The 23,962-nt window shown below is 48.2% G+C and carries 21 protein-coding genes; 10 read left to right on the top strand and 11 right to left on the bottom strand.

What is annotated here, in order from left to right; genetic code table 11:
- Nucleotides 1–181: 181 nt before the first annotated feature.
- Nucleotides 182–1,669 carry a threonine synthase gene (thrC, locus tag C7R56_RS02465; protein ID WP_107995003.1) on the bottom strand — a complete coding sequence of 496 codons (1,488 nt, stop codon included), beginning with the start codon at nucleotides 1,667–1,669 and terminating at the stop codon, nucleotides 182–184.
- 186 nt (nucleotides 1,670–1,855) lie between these two features.
- On the bottom strand, nucleotides 1,856–3,037 hold the full coding sequence (locus C7R56_RS02470) for an acetyl-CoA C-acetyltransferase (protein ID WP_107995004.1): 1,182 nt from the start codon (nucleotides 3,035–3,037) through the stop codon (nucleotides 1,856–1,858).
- Between the two features lie 257 nt (nucleotides 3,038–3,294).
- On the opposite strand from C7R56_RS02470, the gene C7R56_RS02475 reads away from it, so the two are divergent.
- Entirely contained in the window at nucleotides 3,295–4,467 is a 1,173-nt protein-coding gene (locus C7R56_RS02475) for a hydroxymethylglutaryl-CoA synthase (RefSeq protein ID WP_107995005.1), read from the top strand.
- 295 nt (nucleotides 4,468–4,762) lie between these two features.
- Here the strand turns inward: C7R56_RS02475 and C7R56_RS02480 are convergent, their stop codons facing one another.
- Complete coding sequence (locus C7R56_RS02480; RefSeq protein ID WP_268811285.1) at nucleotides 4,763–6,103, bottom strand: hydroxymethylglutaryl-CoA reductase, degradative; 1,341 nt, start codon at nucleotides 6,101–6,103, stop codon at nucleotides 4,763–4,765.
- Between the two features lie 42 nt (nucleotides 6,104–6,145).
- Between C7R56_RS02480 and C7R56_RS02485 the strand changes: the two genes are divergently transcribed.
- The 4 genes from C7R56_RS02485 to C7R56_RS02500 all read left to right on the top strand — a co-directional run bounded on the left by C7R56_RS02485 (nucleotide 6,146) and on the right by C7R56_RS02500 (nucleotide 9,636).
- Nucleotides 6,146–6,760, top strand: coding sequence for an AI-2E family transporter (locus C7R56_RS02485; RefSeq protein WP_234402550.1), 615 nt, complete (start codon nucleotides 6,146–6,148; stop codon nucleotides 6,758–6,760).
- A gap of 231 nt (nucleotides 6,761–6,991) precedes the next feature.
- A complete protein-coding gene (locus C7R56_RS02490) occupies nucleotides 6,992–7,228 on the top strand; it encodes a FeoA family protein (RefSeq protein WP_199902962.1) in 237 nt (78 codons plus the stop codon).
- Nucleotides 7,228–9,357 carry a ferrous iron transport protein B gene (gene feoB, locus C7R56_RS02495; RefSeq protein WP_107995008.1) on the top strand — a complete coding sequence of 710 codons (2,130 nt, stop codon included), beginning with the start codon at nucleotides 7,228–7,230 and terminating at the stop codon, nucleotides 9,355–9,357. The genes C7R56_RS02490 and feoB overlap by 1 nt, the downstream gene beginning before the upstream one ends.
- An 18-nt stretch (nucleotides 9,358–9,375) precedes the next feature.
- Nucleotides 9,376–9,636, top strand: a complete 261-nt coding sequence (locus C7R56_RS02500; protein WP_107995009.1) for a hypothetical protein — start codon at nucleotides 9,376–9,378, stop codon at nucleotides 9,634–9,636.
- Nucleotides 9,637–9,771: 135 nt separating this feature from the next.
- Here the strand turns inward: C7R56_RS02500 and C7R56_RS02505 are convergent, their stop codons facing one another.
- Nucleotides 9,772–11,004, bottom strand: coding sequence for a DUF438 domain-containing protein (locus C7R56_RS02505; RefSeq protein ID WP_107995010.1), 1,233 nt, complete (start codon nucleotides 11,002–11,004; stop codon nucleotides 9,772–9,774).
- Between the two features lie 318 nt (nucleotides 11,005–11,322).
- On the opposite strand from C7R56_RS02505, the gene C7R56_RS02510 reads away from it, so the two are divergent.
- Nucleotides 11,323–11,853 (top strand): NAD(+) diphosphatase, encoded by a 531-nt coding sequence (locus C7R56_RS02510; protein WP_107995011.1) that lies wholly within the window; start codon nucleotides 11,323–11,325, stop codon nucleotides 11,851–11,853.
- A 138-nt stretch (nucleotides 11,854–11,991) separates the two neighbouring features.
- Here C7R56_RS02510 and C7R56_RS02515 read toward each other — a convergent pair whose 3' ends face one another.
- The 7 genes from C7R56_RS02515 to C7R56_RS02545 all read right to left on the bottom strand — a co-directional run bounded on the left by C7R56_RS02515 (nucleotide 11,992) and on the right by C7R56_RS02545 (nucleotide 20,112).
- Nucleotides 11,992–12,588 (bottom strand): 50S ribosomal protein L25, encoded by a 597-nt coding sequence (locus C7R56_RS02515; protein WP_107995012.1) that lies wholly within the window; start codon nucleotides 12,586–12,588, stop codon nucleotides 11,992–11,994.
- A gap of 253 nt (nucleotides 12,589–12,841) precedes the next feature.
- Nucleotides 12,842–13,822, bottom strand: coding sequence for a serine hydrolase (locus C7R56_RS02520; RefSeq protein WP_107995013.1), 981 nt, complete (start codon nucleotides 13,820–13,822; stop codon nucleotides 12,842–12,844).
- 107 nt (nucleotides 13,823–13,929) lie between these two features.
- A complete protein-coding gene (locus C7R56_RS02525) occupies nucleotides 13,930–15,804 on the bottom strand; it encodes a carbohydrate-binding domain-containing protein (protein ID WP_107995014.1) in 1,875 nt (624 codons plus the stop codon).
- 303 nt (nucleotides 15,805–16,107) lie between these two features.
- Nucleotides 16,108–16,782 (bottom strand): DUF4956 domain-containing protein, encoded by a 675-nt coding sequence (locus C7R56_RS02530; RefSeq protein ID WP_106448842.1) that lies wholly within the window; start codon nucleotides 16,780–16,782, stop codon nucleotides 16,108–16,110.
- Between the two features lie 302 nt (nucleotides 16,783–17,084).
- A complete protein-coding gene (locus C7R56_RS02535; protein ID WP_107995015.1) occupies nucleotides 17,085–17,771 on the bottom strand; it encodes a polyphosphate polymerase domain-containing protein in 687 nt (228 codons plus the stop codon).
- A gap of 218 nt (nucleotides 17,772–17,989) precedes the next feature.
- Nucleotides 17,990–19,414: a sensor histidine kinase gene (locus C7R56_RS02540; RefSeq protein ID WP_107995016.1), complete on the bottom strand. Its 1,425-nt coding sequence runs from the start codon at nucleotides 19,412–19,414 to the stop codon at nucleotides 17,990–17,992.
- Entirely contained in the window at nucleotides 19,411–20,112 is a 702-nt protein-coding gene (locus C7R56_RS02545; protein WP_107995017.1) for a response regulator transcription factor, read from the bottom strand. The genes C7R56_RS02540 and C7R56_RS02545 overlap by 4 nt, the downstream gene beginning before the upstream one ends.
- Nucleotides 20,113–20,327: 215 nt before the next feature.
- Between C7R56_RS02545 and C7R56_RS02550 the strand changes: the two genes are divergently transcribed.
- The 4 genes from C7R56_RS02550 to C7R56_RS02565 all read left to right on the top strand — a co-directional run bounded on the left by C7R56_RS02550 (nucleotide 20,328) and on the right by C7R56_RS02565 (nucleotide 23,819).
- Nucleotides 20,328–20,828, top strand: a complete 501-nt coding sequence (locus tag C7R56_RS02550; protein ID WP_107995018.1) for a GNAT family N-acetyltransferase — start codon at nucleotides 20,328–20,330, stop codon at nucleotides 20,826–20,828.
- A 223-nt stretch (nucleotides 20,829–21,051) separates the two neighbouring features.
- Entirely contained in the window at nucleotides 21,052–21,945 is an 894-nt protein-coding gene (locus tag C7R56_RS02555; protein WP_107995019.1) for an EamA family transporter, read from the top strand.
- 282 nt (nucleotides 21,946–22,227) lie between these two features.
- Entirely contained in the window at nucleotides 22,228–23,040 is an 813-nt protein-coding gene (locus C7R56_RS02560; protein ID WP_107995020.1) for a motility protein A, read from the top strand.
- Nucleotides 23,037–23,819 (top strand): OmpA family protein, encoded by a 783-nt coding sequence (locus tag C7R56_RS02565; RefSeq protein WP_107995021.1) that lies wholly within the window; start codon nucleotides 23,037–23,039, stop codon nucleotides 23,817–23,819. Before C7R56_RS02560 ends, C7R56_RS02565 begins: the two co-directional genes overlap by 4 nt.
- Nucleotides 23,820–23,962: the final 143 nt, after the last annotated feature.

Genomic DNA, 23,962 nt, shown 5'->3' on the forward strand with positions numbered 1-23,962 from the left:
AATCCAGCCGCTACCTCCGGTGAGGAGAAATTGGCTGGAGGAGAGCATATCTATGCATCCTCAGCTCCGTCGACGACTGTATTCACCGGAGGATAGAACTAAACCTAGCCCAACACCACAAAAAAAGCCGGCGGTCCGGATACATTCCGGACCGCCGGCTAGGCGTTTAAACATTCTTGAATCAGTTCAAGCCCAGGATGGACTCGACGCTCTTCTGCATGTCATCGGAAGCGATAACGGTGTTGTGGCGAACTTCTGCATGCAATAATTCTTCGATTGCGGCTGGGAAAGCAACGCCGCTCAATTCTCTTAGGCGGTCCAACATTTCTTCAATCGAATCATCCGAAAACTCGGGATCAATGGCATTCAGGACAGCTTGCGGGAATTTATAAGGGCTGGCAGTCGACGCGATGATGATCGGAGTGTGATCATCGGTTTCAGCTACATACGTGTTGGCAACATGCGCCGCCACAGCTGTGTGTGGGTCGATGACATAGCCTTCAGCATGATAAAGCGCAGCAATCTGAGCACTGACTTCTTCTTCTGTCGCGTAATCGGCATAGAAATCCTTTGCTTTTTCCTTCATTTCTTCCGTCACTTCGTAGCGGCCGATTTCCTTCAATTGGTCCATGAAAGTTTGGACAGCTTCCGCGCTCTCATTGGCCAACAGGAACAATAGGCGTTCCAAGTTGCTGGAAACTAGGATGTCCATGGACGGGGAAGTCGTCAAAATGAAGTCGCGGTTACGATCATAAGCGCCTGTCTCAAAGAAATCGACCAAGACTTTGTTTTCGTTTGAAGCGATGATCAGTTTTTGGATCGGCAAGCCCATTTGTTTTGCGAAGTAAGCAGCCAAAATATTCCCGAAGTTTCCGGTAGGGACAACGACGTTCATCGGTTCGCCGGCAGCGATAGCGCCTTGTTTCACCATTTGGCCGTAAGCGTAGACGTAATAGACCACTTGCGGGATCAGTCGTCCGATGTTGATGGAGTTGGCTGAGGAGAATTGGAAGCCTGCTTCATCCAAACGTGCCGCCAAGTCTGCGTTTCCGAACATGTTTTTGACGTTCGTCTGTGCGTCATCGAAGTTTCCGTCGATTGCTACAACGGAGGTGTTGTCGCCTTTTTGCGTCACCATCTGTTTTTCCTGGATGGCGCTGACGCCGTTCTTAGGATAGAAGACGATGATGCGTGTGTTCGGCACATCCGCGAATCCGACCAAAGCCGCTTTTCCGGTATCGCCGGAAGTAGCTGTCAGGATCACGATTTCTTTTGTGCTGCCGTTCTTTTTGGCTGAAGTCGTCAATAGGTGTGGCAAGATGGAAAGGGCCATGTCCTTGAACGCGATTGTCGGGCCGTGGAACAATTCCAAGTAGTGGTGTCCGTCGGCTTTCACCAATGGGACGATGCTGGAGTCGTCAAATTTGTCATCGTAAGCTGCGTTGACGCAATGTTTTAATTCTTCTTCAGTGAAGTCGTCAAAAAAGTTTTTCATTACTTCGTAAGCTAATTCTTGGTAAGTCATGTCGGCTAGGCGATCCAATGCGATGTCCAAAGCCGGAATGTGATCGGGTACGTACAATCCGCCGTCTGGCGCTATCCCTTGTAATATTGCTTGTGAAGCCGTCAGTGTTTTTTCTGCATTTCGTGTGCTATGATAGGTCGTCACGGATTCAGTCTCCTCTACATTATTCTCATTTTTAAATTAAAAATTTCTCATAAAGAGTATGCCACATTTTCGTTGAAAACTCAATAACATATCGAAATGCGCGCTGTTCTTATGCACATTTTTATGGAAAAACTCCCCCGTTCAAGCAAATGACGGGGGAGGGAACGGGTGTGGTCAAAAACAGGTTCAAGGGCGCTCAACGATCATGGCAATGCCCATTCCGCCACCGATGCAAAGGGAGGCGAGACCGATCTTCGTATCAGTCCGTTCCAGTGCATGCAGCAAGGTTACCAAAATCCGGGATCCGGATGCGCCGATGGGATGGCCCAAGGCAATGGCGCCGCCGCTGATGTTGACTTTTTCCTCGGGCAAGCCCAAATCCCTGACTACGGCGATGCTCTGGGAGGCGAACGCTTCATTCAATTCGAAGAGGTCGATGTCCTCCGCACGCAGCCCGGTCTTCTCCAGTACTTGTTTGATGGCGTAGTAAGGCGCATAGCCCATGATGGCAGGGTCAATACCGGTTTCGGCATAGCCTTTGATTGTTGCCAGATAAGGGATGCCTTTCGCTTCGGCTTCCGATTTCGGCATCAGCACCAAAGCGGCCGCTCCGTCATTGATTCCGGATGCGTTCCCGGCAGTCACCGTGCCGTTCTTTTGGAAAGCCGGCCTCAATTTACCCAAGCTCTCCATCGTGACATCTTTGCGGATATATTCGTCCTCGGCCACGACCGTCCGCTGATTCTTGCGGTCAGTGAGGATGACAGGCGCGATTTCTTCCTTGAAGTAGCCAGCTTCTTGGGCGGCAGAAGCCTTTTGTTGGGAGCGCAGCGCGAAAGTATCCTGCTCTTCGCGGCTCACTTGGAATCTTTCCGCCACCGTTTCGGCCGTGATGCCCATGTGTTGCTGATCGAACGCATCCATCAGGCCGTCGTGCACAAGGCTGTCGATGGCGTTGATATCGCCGAGTTTGCTTCCCCAGCGTTGGTTCGGCAAGAGATAGGGAGCTTGCGACATGCTTTCGGTGCCTCCGACAACCACCGTTTTGGCATCGCCCAGACGGATGGCTTGGCTCGCGAGAATGATTGCTTTCAAACCGGAGCCACAGACTTCATTGATCGTCATGGCTGTTTTTTCATAGGGGATTCCGGCTGCGACGGCAATCTGCCGCGCCGTGTTCTGGCCTATGCCTGCCTGCAGGACGTTCCCGAAAATGACGGAATCCACTTCTTCAGGGGATAAACCGGAACGGTTCAACGCAGCTTCTGTGGCTGTTTTCCCCAGATCCACTGCGGTACAATTTTTGAGGCTGCCTCCGAATGAACCGATGGGGGTTCTGGCAGCACTGACAATTACGACTTCTTCCATTAAATGTCTCCTTTTTTGTATTATTTTGGGTAGAATTATTTTTATCGACCTTTGATACTTCCTATTTTACGTGACTAAGCGCTCATAATGATATAAGAATTGGTAAAGAATTTCAAATTATATACAATTTTTCGATAAGGGTTTTGTAAGATATCTTTAATTTGGTGGCCTGAGGTTGTTTTTTTGAGCGGTCTGGTCTATCATTTGGGATGAGAGGCATCAAATAAGTTATATATGAAAAGTAAGGGGTAGTTGTCGTGAAGATTGGGATAGATAAGATTGGCTTTTATGCGCCGCACTTCTTTGTGGATATGGAAAAATTGGCGGAGGCTCGGGGAGTGGAGCCGGCCAAGTATACGATCGGCATCGGGCAAGAAAAAATGGCTGTCGCGCCCATAACGCAGGACGCTGTTACGTTAGCCGCGAATGCCGCTTTACGCATCATCGATGCAGAGGATTTGGAGAAAATCGACCTGGTCATTTTTGGAACGGAATCCGGCATCGATAATTCGAAATCAGGAGCTGTCTATGTACACGACCTGCTTGGGATCCAGGAACATGCCCGTTGCATCGAATTGAAACAGGCGTGTTACGGAGCGACTGCCGGCATTCAATTGGCTAAAGGCCATGTCGCATTGAATCCGGAAAGCCGAGTATTGGTGCTCGGTTCGGACATTTCCCGCTATGGAATCGGCACGGCCGGTGAAGTGACCCAAGGTGCCGGTGCAGTGGCTATGATCATCAGTGCGGAACCGCGCATCCTGGTACTGGAGAATGAGAGCAGCTATTTGACCGCTGATGTGATGGATTTTTGGAGACCCATCTACTCGGAAATGGCTTTTGTCGACGGTAAATATTCAAATGAGCAATACATTTCGTTCTTCCTGAACACTTGGGAAGAATTCAAAGCGAAATACGGCGCCACGTTGACTGATTTCGAAGCAATCTGCTTCCATCTGCCTTACACGAAGATGGGGATGAAAGCTCTGCGCGAAGTGCTGGACGAAGGTTCCGAAGCGGACCGCGAACGACTGTCGACACATTACCAAACCAGCACAATCTACAACAGAATCGTCGGCAATATCTATACGGGTTCACTTTATCTGAGCCTGCTGTCCTTGCTGGAACTTTCCGACGACCTGAAGGCGGGCGACAAAATCGGTCTCTTCAGTTACGGATCGGGAGCGGTTGGCGAGTTCTTCGCAGCCACACTGCAGGACGGATTCAAAGAGGTTTTGGCCGCCGCTGAGCACGGAAAATTGTTCGCAGGCCGCAAAGAAGTAACAGTCAAAGAATATGAAGAAATCTTTTCCCACGTTCTGCCTGTCGATGGTTCAAGCATCGAATTGGATGTGGCTGCAGATCCTGCAACCATCTGCATCGAAGGAATGGAAGACAACAAGCGCATCTATCTTAATAAAACCAGATGATCGCATGAATGAAGTGAACGAAGACAGCACGCCCTCAGCCAGATTACTGGTGATGGCGTGCTGTTTTTGATTTTTTTTGATTTTGGATGATTCGGGGGGCCAGCTCCTCCGGCCAAGCCGGCCTTGGCCGGAGGGGAAACAATTTTTGGTCCTGTACTCCGGCGAAGCCGCCGCGATCGGAGGAGGAATTAAATCCGACACCTCTACTCCGGCGAGGCGAGCCTCACCGGAGGAAAAACTGGAATCCGGTAAGGGAGCTCGCTCTGCGAATCTCCGCCAATCGCGGCGTTACGCCTCAATCGAGTGCGTCCGCACCGCGGATTTGTGCCAAAAGTTCCTGCGCAGTCGCCAGATTCATATTTTTTTCGCACTTAAGCAACTCCGATAGCTGTTCGATTTCGTTCCCGACAGCTCCGGCGCTGATCGCCAGTGAACGCGAATGCAGGCCCATATGTCCCTTTTGGATGCCTTCCGTCACCAGCGCTTTGATGGCGGAGAAATTTTGCGCCAACCCGACTGAGGCGATGATGGACTCAAGTTCGGATGCGGAACGGTAGCCGAGGATTTCTTTCGTCATTTTGGCGGCAGGATGGAAATTGATGGACCCGCCCACAGCTCCAATCGGCAGTGGCAAAGTCAGACTTCCGAGCAGATCCCCGTTTTCCGCTTTTTTCCAGGTTGTCAGCGAACGGTACTGTCCACTGCGTGAGGCATAGGCATGCGCCCCAGCGGAAATGGCGCGCCAATCGTTTCCGGATGCCAACACGATGGCATCGATGCCGTTCATGATGCCTTTGTTGTTGGTGACGGCGCGATAAGGATCAACGTAGGCGAACTGATAAGCCTCAATCAGCCGGTCGCGTACTTCTTCACCGGAAAATGCACCTTTGGTCAAAAGTGCAGCCGGTATCCGGCATTCGGCGGTCGCCAAGCAGTCGGTCGCGTAATTGGTCAGGATTCCCATCAAAGCTTCGCCGCCGGTCAAACTCTCCAGATAAGGGATGACGCCTTCCATCATCGTATTGATGATGTTGGCCCCCATCGCCTCCAACGTCTCGACATGGAGATGGACGACAAAAAATGCCGGTATCCCTTCAACATCATCTGCAGGAAGAATCCTAACGCTTACGCGACGGGCACCGCCGCCACGCTTCACGATGGAAGGGTGGGCAGCATTGGCCACTTGCAGGATCTCTTCCTGATGCGAGCCGATCAACTGTTCAGCAACACTGCTGTCAGGGACATTTTTCAAGGCTACCTGGCCGATCATGATCCGTTCTTGGATCGTCGTGCGGAACCCACCCGCCTTGGCGATGATTTTCGCGCCGGCACTGGCCGCAGCGATGACGGAAGGCTCCTCGATTGCCATCGGGACGACATAGTCTTTTCCGTCTATCAAAAAGTTCAAGGCGACACCGTAGGGCAAATCGTACGTGCTCAATTGATTCTCGATCATATTGTCGGCGATTTCCTGCGGCAACTGTAAACCTTCCTGAAGCTTGGCAGTCGCTTCTTCATCCAGGATGCCGGCCGACTGCAAGGCAGTGATCCTTTCGGCTGGGGTTTTATTATAAAATTTCTGAAGATGATTGAATTCCATTTTATGCTCCATTTCCCGAGTGTTTTGACGTGTAATCAGTGTCTGTTTCCTATATCATTTTAGCATAGAACATTCCTGATGGCATCAGCCGTCAAGCGCGTCGCCCTTAATGGGAAAGAATCCGACCAATGCCCGATGACGGGCAGGCGCACAGGCGTGTATACTGAATACATTAAGAGAAAGCGAGGGAGCGCATTGGATACGATCAGCTATTATATTAAAGAAATCATCAACGCAACTGGAAAAGGGTTGAAGGGGTACCTTATATCAGCCGTCAAATTGGCTGCCATCAGTTTTATCCTGTTATGCATCGGGTTCCTGTACTTTGGCGTTGATTTTTGGTTCTTGAAAGCTTTGGGCATCGCGGTTTTCGATCTGATTCCGATTCTGGGGAGCGGGATGGTGATGATCCCTTGGGCGGTGATCCACCTGCTGCTGGGGAACACGTCGCTGGCTTGGCAAATTGGACTGCTGTACATCATTCTGGTGGTCGTCCGTCAGATCGCGGAGCCTTTCATTACCGGTAAGGAACTCGGAATCCGACCGCTGTACACGTTTCTCGCTACCGTCATCTGCATCCTGATTTTCGGGCCGCTTGGAGCCGTTCTGGGTGCAGTGGTTGCTGTTGTGATAAAGGCGTTTTTGGAAGTATCGAGTGTCAGCCGCAACAATTATGACGAACATCGTCGCTGAAAAGAGACAATATTTCACAAGCACGGGAGAAAAGACTTCTTCCGTGCCTTTTTATTTTGCCGCGCTTGTTTCTAAAGGATTCAGCCACTCATTTCTGATGAAAAAAAATAAGTAAAAACGCACGAATTGTCTTGACCTGAAGGAGTCTATGCCTTAAGCTATGACTTAATGAGAATGGTTCTCAATTAGTGTTGGGAAATTATTATTGCTGAAGGAATGGAGGGGACGATTTTGACGAATGTAAGGGACTTGCCAATTGGTGTCACTGCAATTGTGAACAAGATAACAGGACAGGGCGCTACCCGAAGAAGACTCATGGACATGGGGATCACGAAGGGCACTGGCATTTATGTCAGAAAAGTTGCTCCATTAGGCGATCCGATCCAAGTGATGGTGCGCGGATATGAATTATCGATACGCAAAAAAGATGCCGAGATGATCGAAGTTACGTTCGGGGAGGAAAAATGATGGGGAAAACCATAGCGCTGGTCGGAAATCCCAATAGTGGGAAAACGACTTTATTCAATCATTTGACAGGTTCCACCCAACGCGTCGGCAACTGGCCGGGGGTGACGGTTGAACAGAAAGCCGGCACATTGCTGCATGACGGCGAAACGCAGGTCATCGATCTGCCGGGCATCTATTCGCTTTCCCCTTACACGATTGAGGAAATCGTCACGCGCGATTATTTGACGCTGGATGCACCGGATTTGATCATCAATATAGTCGATGCCTCCAACTTGGAACGGAATCTTTACCTGACTACCCAATTGATGGAATTGCATCTGCCAATCGTGGTCGTCCTGAACATGATGGACATCGTCGAAAAACGGGGAGATCAGCTGGACGTCGCCGGATTGTCGCGCGCATTCGGATTGCCGTTCGTAACGATTTCGGCTCTGAAGGAAAGCGGTTTGGAAGAGTTGTACAAGGCCATCGCGGAACCGACAGCTGTGGCCGAACCAATTGCGTACAGCATCGTCGTGGAAAGCATCCTTGATACGATCGAAGACATCATTGCTCCATTGGTTCCGAAAAAATTGCGTTGTTACTACAGCATCAAGCTTTTCGAAAGGGACGGACAAACTTCCGGGAAACTTGCGATTCCCGAGGACGGCCAGACTGTCATGGAAGGCCTGATCAGCCGTTATGAAAAGGAATTGGACGATGACTCCGAGGCGATCCTGATCAACGAACGTTATAAATTCGTGACGAAGATTACACGCCAAGTGCTCGTTAAAAATAGCGACAAAGCTTCTTTCTCGGTCATGATTGATCACATCGTAACCAATCGTTGGCTTGGGCTGCCGATTTTTGTCCTGATCATGTACGCCGTCTACTACTTCGCCATCACGACTGTCGGGACGTGGGGGACTGATTGGGTCAACGATGTTTTGTTCGGAAGCATCGTGCCAGGTATCGTGCAAAGTTTCTTTGACAGCATCGACATCCATCCTGCAGTCAGCAGCCTTGTGGTTGACGGTGCCATCGGAGGCGTCGGTGCAGTTCTGGGCTTCCTGCCGCAGATGGCTGCCTTGTTCCTCTGCTTGACCTTACTGGAGGACAGCGGCTATATGGCCCGCGTCGCTTTCGTGATGGATAGGGTTTTCCGTGGCTTCGGCCTTTCGGGTAAATCATTCATTCCGTTATTGATCGGTTCCGGCTGCTCGGTCCCGGGCATCCAGGCTTCCCGCACAATCGAAAACCTGCAGGATCGCCGTATGACGATTCTGACCACTTCCTTCATCCCATGCGGTGCGAAACTGCCGGTCATCGCCCTGATTGCCAATGCCATTTTCGGTGGCGCATCCTGGGTGGCCTTGTCGATGTACCTGTTGGGAATTGCGACGGTTATCTTTTCCGGCGTACTGCTGCGTAAGACAGCCATCTTTTCCGGGGAAGCTTCGCCATTCGTCATGGAATTGCCGATGTATCACTGGCCGCAGTGGAAAAGCATTTTCCGTGCAGTATGGGCCCGTTGTTTGGCCTTCGTCAAAAATGCGGGAACGGTCATTTTCCTGAGTGCGAGCTTGATCTGGTTTCTTTCTTCCTTCAACTGGCAAATGCAGATGACGGTTGAAGGCGACCAAAGTATCTTGGCTCAGATCGGCGGTGGAGTTGCGGTACTCTTCGCACCATTGGGTTTCGGCTCTTGGCAAGCGACGGTGGCGACCATCCAAGGACTGATTGCAAAGGAAAATGTTGTCGGCACATTTGGTGTACTGATGGGGACAACCGGCTCGGAGGCGGAGGTAGCTGCCGCATTCAGCACGCTGTTCAACCCGGTTAGCGCAGTATCATTCCTCGTGTTCAATATGATCTGTATGCCGTGTTTCGCGGCTGTCGGAGCGATGCGAACCGAATTTGGCAGCTCTAAATGGACGCTATTCGGCGTCTTGTATCAAACTACTTTGGCTTATGTCTTGGCCTTCATCATCAATCAGCTCGGATCCGTAATCGTGTTGGGCATGCCTTTCGGGTTGGGAGCCAGCATAGCTGCTGCAACAGCGGCAATATTGCTGTTCCTGGTCGTCAGACCCGCGCCTAAAAAAGCTTCCCCGATGTGGGGCAGCTTAGCGAAACCGATGGTCAAATAGGAAGAGGAGGAATAACTTATGAATGTTCAATCTTGGATTGTTTTATTGTTGTTTATGAGCCTGATGGGGTACATCTTATTCCGTCAAATCCGTTTGATCGCGAGCGGCAGGAAGAAATGCAATGCCTGCACCGTAACGGTTTGTCCGATGAATGAGCCTGCTCCGGTAGAGGCTGAGGCCAACTGTATTGCCGGCACCGCACTGATGGTCCATCTTGGTGTTGCGCAAGTGAACACGTCGGCAGAAAAGCACTGCCCTACCTCCCAAATCATCAAATAATAAAAATGAACAGCAAAAAAAGTCGGTGCCTCAATCAAAAACGATTGAGGCGCCGACTTTTTAACTGGGGATAAGGCCGGCTTCTCCGGCAATAAGAAAACATTCACCCGGAAGCTCAGCCGGCCGCAACAGCCTTCATTCGGAAAGATGCCGTTTTGCCCCTGTCAGGTCCCGGATGGATTTGGCCTGCTGCACATATTCCAGGACGCCCATATAAGTGCCGTTCTCATCGCGGAGCGCGCAATAATTCACGACGATGAACTTCCCGTTTTCCTCATACCACATAGTTTCCTGGTCTTTCTTTCCCGATTTCAGGTCCGAAACCAGTTGCCTCATGAGCGCGACGCTCTTTGGAGGATGGCAGTTATCTACTTGCCTTCCCAGTGCGGATTTCGTGCGCATGAAAATTTTCTCGTCTGGTCCGTCATTGTAATATTTCACGATGCCATCCGCATCGATGAAGGTGAGCTCCAACGGTAATCTGTTCAATATCATTTCCAGCTCCTTCACCGTCAGAAAGCCGGTACCAAAGGCGATGTTGCCCTCTGGAATGGAACCCATTGCTACTTCTGTTTCAAAAGCGGCGCGTTCAGGCAGCCATTGCGATTCCGGGTGGATGATACAATAACCAATCTCATCCGACTCAGCAGCAATCTTCAGCCAATCGTCTTCAGTGAAAGAGTCGGATACCATCGGCAAAAGGATGTCTTCCTCTTTGATGAACATCTCCTTCATTTCCTGCTGAAGCGTTTCGAAGGTCACTTTGAGGGAATCCAGCTGTCTTTCTTCCAACAACCATTTAAATTTCTTGTACTGTCCTCGGATCTCGTCGTCCACCCCCCACATCACTTTCGGTGGAGCGGTCATGCCGTAGCGCTCCATGATCGGGAAAATGGCATATTCTTTACGCGCGTAATGCTTATCGAAGCCCCAGAGGATATCCAGTTGCCTGAGCAGCCCGGTTTCCAGAGCTGAATCATGGTCAGCCAGATAACTTTCCAAGAGGCGCGCAATCCGATCGAGAGTCGCTTCTATGGCCACATTTTCTTCCTTCAGCACCCGGATCGGATGCCCTGGTTTCTCGCTATCCGGAGAGGGGGCTTGCCCATAGGTCACTGCATCGGCAAATAAATCGGCGTGGATCGAGCAAAGCCGCTGGATCTCCTCGACTGCGATGCCTTGTTCGATCAGCCTACGCTCCAACATCGAAATTTCCAGAGCGCTGACCGTCGCGAAATGTTCCTGGAATTTCTTCTTGATCTGTTCGTAGTCATCGCCTGCATGGAGACGAAGAATCAGATCCTTCAAAATTGCTTGGCGATGCTCCGATTCTTCTTCCCGGGTGCTTTTTTTGATATCTTCTTCCATTGTGATCCCCTCGCTTGACTTTATTCATCCCGAAGCAGAAGGCAGTTGAATTCAGGGTCCAAAAACAGTCTAAATATACACAAGGATTCATTTCCATTGTTAATCCCATTTTAGTGCGATTACTGACGCAAGACAAACGATACGGTTATGAAGTAGGAAATATTTTTAGACCTAGAGGAAAGAAAGACACTGCCGGCATGCTATAATATTTCATATTGTTCTAGGAGTGAATAATCAACGCCGACTCCTTTTTGGAGATTGGGGTATGACTCTGGATGAAGCGAACGGAATTATAATCGGAAAGGGAGTACAAAATAGATGAATTATTGCATGGAATGCGGAACAGAACTGGAAGGGAAATTTCTGGAGAACGAAGGGAATATTCCTTATTGCAATAGTTGTGAGGGGTATCGATTCCCTGTGTTCAACACGGCTGTCAGCATGGTCATCCTGAATAAGGAACAAAATAAAATTTTGTTGATCAAACAGTACGGCGGGGAGGATTATATTCTCTGTGCGGGATACGTCAATAAAGGCGAGGATGCGGAACAGGCAGCGGCCCGTGAAATCGCCGAAGAGCTCGGGCTGCAAACGGTTGGAGTGCGCTACAATAAAAGTGAATATTTTGAAAAAAACAACACATTGATGCTGAATTTTTCCTGCATCGTCGCGAACGAGCACCTTGATGGCATGACGGATGAAGTTGATCAGGCGGAATGGTTTTCCATCGAAACGGCGCAGACAAACATCAAAAAAGGCAGTTTGGCTCAGCGCTTCCTGGAAAACTATTTGGAAAAAAGCCACGGGCTGGAGCCATTTACTGTTGTGAAGGATTCCTTAGCAGTATAGTTCAGGAATTAATTTGGTGCAAACAAAAAAAGTTTCGGTTTTGACGTTCAAAACCGAAACTTTTTTTGTAGGTAAGCCTAAACTTGATGAAACCTGTAAGTGTGCCAATCAAGTTTTTACGCTTATCTGATTTAAAGATTATTCAGTGACTTTTTCAGCTTCTTCGGCTGGAGCTTCTTCTTCTTCAACCTCTTCGGCTACTGGAGCAGAAACGACAACAACCGCTTCCTCTAGGTCGGTAAGGATTGAAATGTCTGCATCCACTTTGATATCGGCAACTGTTAAAGTATCACCGATGGTCATTTCATTAACAGCGATTTGGAATTCGGTAGGGACATTGGTAGCTTCCGTTTCGATTTCCAATTCGTTCAATGTTTGAGTCAAGACACCTTCTTTGACGTCTTCACTACCGACCAAGTGAATCGGAACAGTCATCGTCAATTTTTGGCCTTTTGTGATTACTTGCAATTCGACGTTTTGGATTTCATTCTTCAGGGCAGCCTGTTGGATGTCCTTAAGGATGACTTGCAACGTTTTTCCGCCGGATATGCTGACTTCAAAAATCGCATTTTTACCTAATTGCTTGAGCACTTCGTCAAAATCTTTTGCATCAAGTAATACTGGAGTTGCTTCAACATCTTTACCATAGATGACTGCAGTCAGTTTCTTGTCCAATCTTGCACGCTTTGCTGCAGATGAGCCAACTTTTTCGCGTTTCTCTACTTGTAATTTCATATGTTTTCCTCCTGGAAGTATACCTGTACTGGCTTGGATTTGAGCTGGATATAGAAAATATAACGTCAGCAAATAGATAGTACCTCTATAGCATACCGCATCTCAGGCCAGATAGCTAACGATAAGCCTTTTGCTTCCTCTGGTTTCAAGCTTTTGACGCAAGGGTTTACCCTGATAAAGCGTTGCTGTATAGCGAAAGCTTGGGGTCCGAAAAAACATTCCGAATGACCAAGCTTTCGTCATGTGTTTTTGTTTATTGTGCATATAAGTAAGTCATCACATCTGAGCCGATTGCCTCGAATACCGGTGCGGCTTCATCGGTCGCGTTTTGCCAACCATCCGTCAAGACGGCTACGATATAATTCTGGCCGTCCATCGACAGGATCCCGGCATCGTGAGATACGTCATCCAACAAGCCGGTTTTGTGAGCAAAGCTTACTTTATCAGTGAGGCCGGTGTTCAGGGCATAAACGAGTTCCTGGTTGCCCAATAGTCGGAGAAAGTACGCTGTGCTGGATTCTGAAAGCAATTCGCCATCCAACAGGCGTTCCAATAAGAAAGCCACTTCGGCTGGGGTTGTTTCCAGATCGCCATTGTAATAGACGCCGTCGGATTCCAGATAAGGGTTAAAACTCGTGGAAACAAAACCTTGTTCATGGATAAAGGTCTCGATATTTTCCCATCCGATCAGATGCGCAAGTTCCTTTGCGGGTTCATTTGCCGAAACAGTGATGGTGCTGGTCAGGTAATCGTCGATCGTTGCGCCATCCGCCATCTGATCCTGCAGGGAAAATGCACCGGCATCGACCTGTTCAAGGATAGCGTAGGTCAGAAACAATTTGTACAGGCTCGCACTGGTGAAGACGCGGGACGCGTTGGTCGTGACGGCTTCGCCGGTCTGCTCATTGATGAGGACAAAGCCAAGCTGGCCAGGGTAGGTTGCATTCAGATCATTCAAATCTGCCGCTAAATCTTCTCCGGCTGTCGATATAATCGTGCTGCTCTGGAGAAGCGCATTTGCTTGCGCTATGCTGGTCTCATCAGCTTCAAATACTTCATCAGTCCCTTCATCAACCGCGTATGCGACATCTGTCGTTAGGGTCTGGGCTGATGCGGAACTTTCCCCTTCTTGGGAATTTGCCAAATCCCACAATAGGAACGTGACGCAACCTGCAAGGAACATAGTAGATAGGAAAAGCGCATATTTTTTCTTTAATTTTTTTCTTTTTTTCATAGCAATTACCTCTTCTGGGGCTAATTTCTGCCAATGACCGGAAAGAGGGAAAGGTTGGCCTCTTTTCCAGATCGCTCGGCTAGGAAAGATATTTTTTTGATGTATGTTTATTTCACGGATGCACCGGATACGGGCATTGAGTTGCCACCCATGCCACCCATTTGTCCGCCGCTTTCTTCAGTTGTGGCGCTGACCTCGACGGTGGATGAACCGCCGCTAAAGGACGTATCTTCATAGATACCGGTAGTGGATTCTCCGGAAACTGTTCCGCCAGTTGTGATTGTGTAGGCAGATCCGTTGACCAGGTCAGGACTAGAGAATACAAGCGACTGAGCCGTTGTAGAAGCCTCAAAGGTCATGATCACTTCTCCGTCCGGCCCAGTGATTTGGATGGCTTCATCCGCAGCCAATGGGATAGAGGATGTGAACAGGAAGCTTTGGGTTGAGGTCGAAGAAGGGCTCATCGCCATTCCGGAGCTGCCGACCCCAATCAGAGTGCCGCCATTCATGTTGAACGTGCTGTCGTAATCCAACGTACCGTTCATGCTGTCGGTCGGACCGTTGACGATCACGGTACCATCGTTCATTTCGATGCTACCGTTGCTGTCGAGTCCATCGCCGCTAGCGTTTACCACTAGGGTACCGCTATTGATAGTCAAGCGTCCTGCTCCTTCTGCGGTCGAGGTGAACGTGTTTTCGCCAGGGCGTCCGCTGACGGCCGACGCATCGTTTCCACCGGCTGTGTTTACACCGTCATCCGTTGATGTCAAAGTGATGTCTCCGCCATTCAGCGTGATTTCGGTAGCTTCGATACCTTCATAACTTTGATTGATACTAAAGGTTCCGTCATCGATTGTCAAGGTGTTGTCGGCATGGATACCATCATCCCCAGAAGCAATCGTGAAGTCTCCGCCTGTGATTTGGATTGTGTCATTGGTATGGATGGAGTCATCGGATGTGTCCAAGACGAAGGTACCGCCGGAAATCACTAATGATCCTGTCGCTTTCAAACCTTTGGCACTAGTTGTTTCTTCAGTGGTAGTTGTGGCTTCGTCTTCAGCAGGTGTTGCCCATGTTCCCCAAGCTTCGCTCTCCGTACTGCTATTCGCGCTGCCGCCGTCGGTTGTAATCGTAAAGTCTCCACCAAGGATCTGCAGATCTGTTGCGGCTTGGATGCCGTCGGAAGCTGCCTTAATAGCGAAGGTACCTGATTCGATCGTCAAAGTTCCTTTGCCTTCTTCTTCTTCATTTGTGGACTGTAGTCCGTCGCCGCCTGCATTGATCGTGAAAGTACCGGAACTGATGAAGAGCGAATCGCTTCCTTTGATTGCGTCGCCGACAGAAGTGATCTCATAGGTTCCTTCTGCGATGGTCACATCATCTTTACCTTTGATGGCATGAGCATAATTGGCATCGACGATCAATGTTCCCGTTCCGTTCAGGATAAGGTCGGATTTGCTGAACAGGGTCGCGTCCGGCTCGTCTTCACTGTCTTCGAAGGTATAGGTTGCTCCGTCGCTTAAAGTATTGGTCGTGCCTTCAACTAAAGTGATGGTCGCAGAGTTGGCGCTTTTCACATAGATGGCAGCTCCGGTGGAATTCGTGATGGCAGCCCCGTCTAGAACGATCTGGACATCGGCTTCATCGACTGTTTCGACACGGACTTGGCCTTCGCTCAAGGTTCCGCTAAGGATATACGTACCTGGTTGCGTGATGGTCAGGATGGAACCATCAGCTGCAGCTCCGGATCCATCGACTGTGATCGTCTGATCGGAAAAACTGATTGCTGTGCTGTTTTTTTCTGAATAACTGGAGTCTGGCACAAGGGTGGATTCAACGGTCGCCTCAGTGGTCGAGACGGCACTGGATGCTGTAGTGGTGCTTGCTTCCGTCGAGCAAGCGGTCAATAAGGCAAGTGTGCCTGTTAGGGTGAGGATTTGTGTAAGCGGTCTATTCTTTAAATTAATTATAGTACTTTTCATGGGATAAATCTCCTATTCTAGTGTGTTTTTTAGTTGATTGGATTTGCGTTTCTATGTCTAGCTTCACGGGTTAGCCCTTCGGAAAGGGTAAAGGAACCCCTTGTCTCTGTGAGCCAAGGATACTGTGCGACTAACCTGCTGACGCAGGAAGTCTCTCAGCATATTGCGCTCTACGATGCTCAGTTGCATGGGAGTCTTAGGGATTCATCCCTTAGAGTCCCAGTACAAGGTGACCGTAGGGAACGTTGCAAGTCATGATTTCCTAAAATTCTTTCAGGGCTGAGCGAACCTGTTCAGCTTTTCCTATCCGGCTTGGTTGCCGTTGTAGCTGACCAAAGTGGCGTTTTGGACGCCTTCGATGGCGCTCAATTCATTCATGAAGCTTGTTTCGTTGTTCTTGACTTTTACTTCATAGATCAATTCCGGTTGACCGTCCGTGATGCTCTTGGATTTAACGATGATTTTTCCGAAACGGTTTTTGATGATTTCGGTGGCCTGCAATTCAGCATTCTCATTCTCCAACTGCAACATCAAGATGTAAGGGGCCGAAGAATCGACTTTTCCTGTCAGAACGAGCAGGATGACAGTGATGAATGCAGATCCGAGGAAAGCCAGAGAATACAAGCCAGCTCCTAGGATGATGCCGACGCTGATCGACCAGAAGAGGAAGACCAGGTCAAGCGGCTCCTTGATGGCGGTACGGAAGCGGACGATGGAAAGGGCACCGACCATCCCTAGGGAAAGGACAACGTTGGAGGTTACAGCCAGGATGACGAAAGTGGTCAGGACCGACAATAGTACCAACGACGTGTTGAAGGGTTTCGAATACATGACGCCGGCGTAGGTTTTTTTATAGATGAAGAAGATGAATAGTCCTATGAAGAGCGCCGATAGCAGGGAAACTGAAGCCGCCGCGATGGAAAAGTCGGCAGTTTCTTCCAAAAAGCTGTTTTTAATGATATCTGTAAATGTTGTCATGTGAATATTCCTCCTGGTGTGGTTTAAAATAATATTCCCTGCTTCTTATATGATGTCTAGCTTCACGGGTAAGCCCTTCGGAAAGGATAGAGGAACCCCTTGTCTCTGCGAGCCAAGGATACTATTCGACTACCCTGCTGACGCAGGAAGTCTCTCAGCATATTGCGCTCTACTATGCTCAGGTGCATGGGACTTTTAGCGATTCATCCCCTAGAGTCCCAGTACAAGGTGACCGTAGGGAACGTTGCGTGGCACGATTTCCTAAAATTCTTTCAGGGCTGAGCGAACCCGTTCAGCTTTTCTCAAATTTGGTTTAAATGTCTTCCAATTACGTATTTTGAATGCGAGGTGCTGTTTGTTTCTTCTGTCTGCACCAGGCTTTGGATCCATCCCGGCAGATAGTTGTCGAATTTTACTTCCAGTACACAATCGATCCCGGGTTCCCTTATTCCGATTCGGCCATCGTGGAAGAAAGAGGAAACTTGTGTGCTGGCGTGCATATCAAAATCGAGTGTGATGCGCGTATTCCCGGGGCCATAGGCGAAGGCTTCGCGTTCGTAAGTGATGATCACTTTTGGTTCCATGCATTGGCTCTTGCACTTGGCATAAAATTCTTGGAGCAACGGGTGGCTGGCATCGGTAAGGCAGTCATATTTTTTTTGGATAAGCTGATCGGCCACTTCTTTCGTAATGCAGGCGCTCTGTTTATAACCGACAGCGCCATCCTTGACTTTTTTTTCCAGGCGGATAAAGGAAGCGTCGTTGTTGTAATAACGGATCCGAAATTTTTCGCGATAGCTGCGGCCATCCTCTTTGTCCCAAAAAGCATCATCATAAATCGTGTCAAAATAGAGACTCCTGATGCTGTAACTGTTGCCTACTGAATTCTCGTCATGTTTTAGGACCTTTCTCAGACGGCTAGTGAGGATGACTTTGTTCTTTTGGGAAATTTCGTGTTTGAATTCATTGCGGTAGCATATTTCGCTCATAACGCTCGACCTCGTTTCTTGTTTCTCTTGATGTCCTTATTCTATGCCGATTTGGGAAACAATTCTCCGTAAACAGGGCTGAGAGTTGTTGTAAAAATGGGGCAAATTGAGCGGAAAGATGCGTAAAGTTGAAAGAGTGTCGAATCCCAACACAAAAAAGGACCGAAACGCTGGCCTATGGGGGCGGGCAGCGTTTCGGTCCGTGTTCTTATATTCTATTAATTAGATTTGTTTTGTTGCGGCAGGATGATCGTGAAAGTTGTTCCTTTTGCGGAGGACATGACTTCAATGCGTCCACCATAGGTCTGCACGATCGATTGGACGATGGAGAGCCCAATGCCGTGCACGCCTTTATTTCCTTTGTAGAAGCGGTCGAAAATATGCGGCAGATCTGTCTTGGAAATCGGTTCGCCATCATTGTAGATTGTGATCATGATCCTGTTGTCTATCTCCTTGCAGCCCAAGCGGATGACGCTTGTTGCGTAACGAAGGGCGTTAGAGATGAGATTCTGGAAGGCCCGCTCAAAATCCCGTTCGTCATAGTGGAACAGGACAGGGGCTTTCTGGAAGTCGAATTGCATCTGCAGATTTTTCTGATCGCTGACGCTGGCGTAGCGTTCCGCGGTATATCCCAAGGTCTCACGAATGTCATTTGTGCTGGTCAATCGATCCGATGAACGGGTCTCCAATCGCGACAGGTAGAGGATATCCTCTACAAGCGTACCCAGTTTGTCGGTCTCGTTCTTGATTGCGATGGCGCCTTTTTTGTCATCTATGATGCCGACTTCGATGCCTTCTGCATTTGTCTTGATGATCTGTAATGGAGTCCGCAGTTCATGGGAAGCGTTCTGGAAGAACGTGCGCTGATCGGCGTCGTACAGCTTGAGTTTTTTGGTGGTCTCGTTCATGGTCGTCTTCAGTTCATGAAGCTCCAGATCGACGAATTCCTCATCAATCGTCTGGTAGTTTCCTTCGCCAATTTCTTTCGCGAACAAGGCTAGCGTCTGCAACGGTTTCGTGATTCGTGAAACGAGCAGATAGGTGATGGTGGCGATGGTCACCAGTCCAATCAGCATGATGATCAAAAGGATCTGATTCAGGTTCTGCTCGAAGACGAACAGATCGGACATATTCAGGAAGAATACCGCATAGGTCCCTTCCTCCTCAGCGTTGGGAGCGATGGAATAATAGTAAAGATTATCCTCCAATTCCAAATTCCCATCGGCTGTCAATGCCAGCCTGATATCGGAGCTTTCCAGTCCGGAAACGAAATTCGTCAAAGCATCATCCTCACTGAATCCCGTATCCTGAATCTGCGGGAACAGTATTTCAAAATCTTCGGAAATGATCGTCTTTTGGACACTGGAAGCGAAAGCCGTATGCGGTTCAGGATTTTTTTCCCGGGGCTCATCCACCATCGTCCCATCCGATGCAGCGGGTTCCGGGTCCAACTTTTTGTCCCCATCGAAGGGGCGCTCGATGTAATTTTGTCTCGCTTCGGCAAGTAGGGAGTCCGCCGTCTTTTCGATGTATTGGGTGAAGAAAAAATTGAACACCAGATAAATGAAGGCAAAGACAGCCGCCAACAATAAGGTGACGGTCGTCAGAAGCCGGATCTTCAAACTTTTTTTTGATGTCTTCATCCTGTAGACGACTCCTTCACGGTGAAGCCGAATCCCCAAACAGTCTCAATCTCGACTGTGGAACCGGCCAGTTTTTTGCGCAGTCGCCTGACCGTATCGTCGCAGGCCCGCGTCTCGATGTCCTTGCCGTAGCCCCAAATCGAATCCAAAAGTTCATCCCTGGAAACGGCGCGGTTTTTGTTTTCTATAAGATAAACGAACACATTGTATTCATTCGGTGTCAGGTTGAGCAATGCACCATTCTGTTTGACGGACATAGCGGCCAGATCGATTTCGATATCACCGATCCGGAGTGTCGCTTCTTCCTGACGGACCGGCAGGCGTTCCTGATCCATCTTGATGCGGCGCAGCATCGCCTTCACGCGCATATTCAGGGCGATGGCACTGAACGGTTTTGTGAAATAATCATCGCTGCCCAAGTTGATGCCCGTCGCATAATCCATGTCACTGTCTTTTGCGGTCAGGATGATGATCGGCACCGAACTCGCATCGCGGATTTTTTTGGTGATTTCGAAGCCGCTCGATCCCGGCATCATCACATCCAGGATGACCAGGTCCGGTTGTTTGTTCAGGAAAGCATCGTAGAGCAGGTCGCCATTGGGAAAGTCGGAGACCACATAGCCCTCGCTCTCCAGAAACGTCTTCACCGTCAAACGGATGCCATCTTCATCTTCTGCAATATATATCTCTTCATTCATAATTTAATCCACCCCATTCTTGTATCCAGTATAACCGATTTTCATTGGGAAGATTACGAAAAACTGTGGCAATTCTGCAGAAAATGCAATGGGCAAAGCCTATTTGACAGCTCTTTTAAAATTAGATGGCATATCGCTCGGACAAACTGGTAAAATAGCATATAGTCCTTCGAGAAGTCGGGCTGTGAATTTTTGATTTTTGGAGGAATAAACAAATGACCTTTACACATAGAAACGCAACTTTAGACGATGTGGAAGATATCGTCGCCATCTACAACCAGACGATCCCCAGCCGGATGGTGACGGCCGATCTGGAACCGGTGACCGTCAAACAAAAAATGGGCTGGTTCCTGGACCATTCGCCCAGCTACAGACCAATCTGGGTTTTTGAAGAGGATGGGAAAATCTGTGCTTGGGTGAGCTTTCAGGCTTTCCACGAGCGCGCTGCCTACGACAAGACGGCGGAATTGAGCATCTATATCCATGAAGACTACCGCGGTAAAAAAATGGGCACGCAGATCATGGAAACAGTATTGGCTGCTTGCGACGAGTTGGATATCACCAATTTGGTCTGCCTCATCTTCGGCCACAATGCACCAAGCATCGGGTTGATGAAAAAATTTGGCTTTGAACAATGGGGATATTTACCAAGAGTAGCCGAGCTCGACGGCATCGAACGCGACCTCGTCTATTTGGGCAAAAGAGTGCGCGACTGACCTTAGGAGCGGCAGCTGATGGGATGATGTTCCGTTGCCGATTCCGTTTTGCGGGTACAGGAACACGCGTCAATTATCTATCGTAAGCGACTATGTTGAGGATCGCTCATGATAATTCTGTTGATATATTGTTAACATTGCGTTATTTTTATTGCGGCCTCCATCCTTTTAGTATAATTAGTAAGTAAGTTTTGAAAATTATTTTATAAAGGATGGATGGAGCATGTGGTTTTTATTTGCGATAGTTTCCGTTTTGGCTTGGGGCACAGCGGATTTGTTTTATAAAAAGGGAAGCAATCCGAAAGATAGATACAGTTATCTGAAGATCGTCATCATGGTTGGTGCGGTCATGGGTATCCATGCGGTCTATGTCATGCTGACTTCGGGCGTGGTCTACGATCCGAGCAACATGATCACCTATCTGCCGGTTTCGGCGTTGTACATCTTATCGATGGCGGTCGGTTATGCCGGATTGCGTTTTCTGGAATTATCGATTTCTTCACCTGTACAGAACTCGTCCGGCGCGATATCGGGCTTGCTGACTTTCATTTTTCTGGGGCAATCGATGACCGGTTTGCAGTTTTTTGCGGTAGGCTTGATCACGATCGGCGTCATCTTACTGTCGGTATTCGAACAGCGGTTTGCCGAGGCGGAACGGAAAGAGAACAAGGCAATGGTGGATCGTAAGTACAAATACGGCGCGATTGCTTTGTTGTTCCCTCTGGGTTATGCATTGATCGATTCCCTTGGGACATTCGCGGATGCGTGGGTCTTCGACCGAGGAATGGATGAAATGCAAGCGAACATTTCCTATGAATTGACTTGGTTGATCGTAGCTGTTGTGGCTTGGATCTATCTTATCTTGATCAAGAAGGAAACCTTTGCCTTGCGCGATCAGAAAGACCGCGGTTTGGCAGCGATCTTTGAAACATTAGGGCAGTTTTTCTATGTTTTTGCGATCAGCGCAAATGCAGTCATCGTTGCGCCGCTGATTTCTTCCTATAGTATGGTTTCTGTCATCCTTTCGCGGATCTTTTTGAAAGAAAAACTGACCGCAAAACAATACGCAGTCATCGCGATGATCATGGTTGGGATCTTTATCTTAGGATTCGAGTAAACCTAACGATGATATAACTAAGGGCGTCACTAACATTGCTGTATAGGCAAAAGAAGAGCACTTCTCCTCGTTACATATGAGAGAAGTGTTCTTCTTTAGCGTATGTATTTCTATTTGTCGGGTTTGACGGATTAAGATGTCAGAGCTGTTAGGCTCCACCAAACTGCTTATTTATCAGAAAAAAATCCAGTTATTATTGCAAAAAAGCTTAATAATTCAGCTGAAATACCGACAATGGTATCGTATGACTATGCGATATAATATAACGGAGGTAAAAATTCAATGGGTGTCATAATTGCATTGGTGGTAAGCTTTGGTGCGTTAATTATTGGTTTTTTAGGAGAAGGCGGACACGTTGGTGCATTGATATCATGGACACCTGCTCTGATTGTTTTTGGTGGTACAATAGGAAGTTCCATGCTCGCTTTTCCGATGAGCGATTTAAAAAAAATTGGGCGTATTATGAAATCAGGATTATTGTATGAGCACAGGGATTTACACCAACTGGTCGCATATTTTTATGAATTATCGGTCAAAAGTAAGAAAGACGGCCTATTGAGTTTAGAATCCGAGGTATCACTGAATCAGGATGCCGATCCTTTTTTGAAAAAAGGGATTCAATCGCTGGTTGATGGAGAATCATATGAATCGATAAGCGATTCGCTTGGTAATGAAATCGATCGCATAGAAGAAAGACATAAAATTGGGGCCGCGATTTTTAATTCTGCAGGCGGGACAGCACCTACCATGGGGATTGTGGGTACCGTTTTGGGACTGGTGCATGTACTTGAAGGATTGGCTGAAGCAGATATGTCGAGTTTAGGAAAAAGCATTGCATCAGCTTTCCTTGCAACGTTATACGGATTAGCAAGTGCAAACCTTATTTTTCTGCCAATGGGTAACCGATTGAAAATAAATAATCAAAAAGAGCTCTTAGAAAAAGAATTAATATTGGAAGGCGTTTTATTATTAGAAAAAAGAGTGAGCCCTAAAACTATTCAAGAAAAATTAATGGGTTTTCTGAATGGCGATGAAAAAGACGAGAAAAGTGGCTCAAATGTGGCTGTTGCTAAAGAAGTGGTGAGTGCTACATGAGTAGACGCAAGAAGAAAGAAGATGAACACGATAACAGCGAAAGATGGCTTCTTTCTTATGCAGATTTCATCACTTTATTAATGATTTTTTTTGTTGTCATGTATGCTATGAGCCGAATGGATCAAGGCGATTCGTCAAAGTTGAAGCATTCCATCAGCGCTGAGTTCGGCGCGATATTTGAAGACAATGGCGGAGAAAAACCAGTCGATATAGGAGACGAAATATCATCGGGGCAACATGCAGAGCAGGCGAATTCGCAGACAAGGGAAAATGAAGAAGGCGCGACGTTATCGGAAGGCGAAAAACAAGAGCAAGTCAAGGAACTGATTGATGAATACATAGCCGAAAATTCATTATCGGATGATATCACAACCTCGATTGAAACAAGAGGATTGGTCGTAAGTTTTAATGGCTCGATGTTCTTCGAAAGCGGTGAAGCAGAGATTAAAACAGAACAGATTCCCAGTCTTGTGGAAGTAGCAAAAGTATTAAATCAACCTTTCTTAGAACAGAGTTATATAAGGGTGGAAGGCTATACAGATAACATACCCATGAAGAATGAGAAATTTGATTCGAACTGGGATCTTTCGGTAATGCGCGCAAGCAATGTTGCAAAAGCGATCATCGATCAATCCGGTATCGATCCGACAAAAGTATCTGCAGTTGGATATGGCGAATATCGCCCGACAGGAGATAACAATACTTCCGAAGGCCGCGCCCAGAATAGAAGAGTGGACATACTAATTCTGGATTCGGAGTTCAACGATACTGAGAGATGATTAAATAAATTCTGGGGAACACCTAAAGCGTGGCGATTTCCTGAAGATGAATACCCCAGAAAATCAGTTAATTGGGATATTCATAAATATAAAATATTTAGAGCACATTCAATGAGTGCAAGAGAATGGCCTCTAGAGGTGGC

This window comes from Trichococcus paludicola (assembly GCF_003052295.1).
Classification (GTDB): Bacteria; Bacillota; Bacilli; order Lactobacillales; family Aerococcaceae; genus Trichococcus; species Trichococcus paludicola.

Excerpts from the sequence above, each read along its gene's own strand:
- C7R56_RS02470 (WP_107995004.1), bottom strand. The coding sequence starts at position 3,037 with ATGGAAGAAGTCGTAATTGTCAGTGCTGCCAGAACCCCCATCGGTTCA.
- C7R56_RS02485 (WP_234402550.1), top strand. The coding sequence starts at position 6,146 with ATGGCATCAGCCGTCAAGCGCGTCGCCCTTAATGGGAAAGAATCCGAC.
- feoB (WP_107995008.1), top strand. The coding sequence starts at position 7,228 with ATGGGGAAAACCATAGCGCTGGTCGGAAATCCCAATAGTGGGAAAACG.
- C7R56_RS02500 (WP_107995009.1), top strand. The coding sequence starts at position 9,376 with ATGAATGTTCAATCTTGGATTGTTTTATTGTTGTTTATGAGCCTGATG.
- C7R56_RS02505 (WP_107995010.1), bottom strand. The coding sequence starts at position 11,004 with ATGGAAGAAGATATCAAAAAAAGCACCCGGGAAGAAGAATCGGAGCAT.
- C7R56_RS02510 (WP_107995011.1), top strand. The coding sequence starts at position 11,323 with ATGAATTATTGCATGGAATGCGGAACAGAACTGGAAGGGAAATTTCTG.
- C7R56_RS02515 (WP_107995012.1), bottom strand. The coding sequence starts at position 12,588 with ATGAAATTACAAGTAGAGAAACGCGAAAAAGTTGGCTCATCTGCAGCA.
- C7R56_RS02520 (WP_107995013.1), bottom strand. The coding sequence starts at position 13,822 with ATGAAAAAAAGAAAAAAATTAAAGAAAAAATATGCGCTTTTCCTATCT.
- C7R56_RS02525 (WP_107995014.1), bottom strand. The coding sequence starts at position 15,804 with ATGAAAAGTACTATAATTAATTTAAAGAATAGACCGCTTACACAAATC.
- C7R56_RS02530 (WP_106448842.1), bottom strand. The coding sequence starts at position 16,782 with ATGACAACATTTACAGATATCATTAAAAACAGCTTTTTGGAAGAAACT.
- C7R56_RS02535 (WP_107995015.1), bottom strand. The coding sequence starts at position 17,771 with ATGAGCGAAATATGCTACCGCAATGAATTCAAACACGAAATTTCCCAA.
- C7R56_RS02540 (WP_107995016.1), bottom strand. The coding sequence starts at position 19,414 with ATGAAGACATCAAAAAAAAGTTTGAAGATCCGGCTTCTGACGACCGTC.
- C7R56_RS02545 (WP_107995017.1), bottom strand. The coding sequence starts at position 20,112 with ATGAATGAAGAGATATATATTGCAGAAGATGAAGATGGCATCCGTTTG.
- C7R56_RS02550 (WP_107995018.1), top strand. The coding sequence starts at position 20,328 with ATGACCTTTACACATAGAAACGCAACTTTAGACGATGTGGAAGATATC.
- C7R56_RS02555 (WP_107995019.1), top strand. The coding sequence starts at position 21,052 with ATGTGGTTTTTATTTGCGATAGTTTCCGTTTTGGCTTGGGGCACAGCG.
- C7R56_RS02560 (WP_107995020.1), top strand. The coding sequence starts at position 22,228 with ATGGGTGTCATAATTGCATTGGTGGTAAGCTTTGGTGCGTTAATTATT.
- C7R56_RS02565 (WP_107995021.1), top strand. The coding sequence starts at position 23,037 with ATGAGTAGACGCAAGAAGAAAGAAGATGAACACGATAACAGCGAAAGA.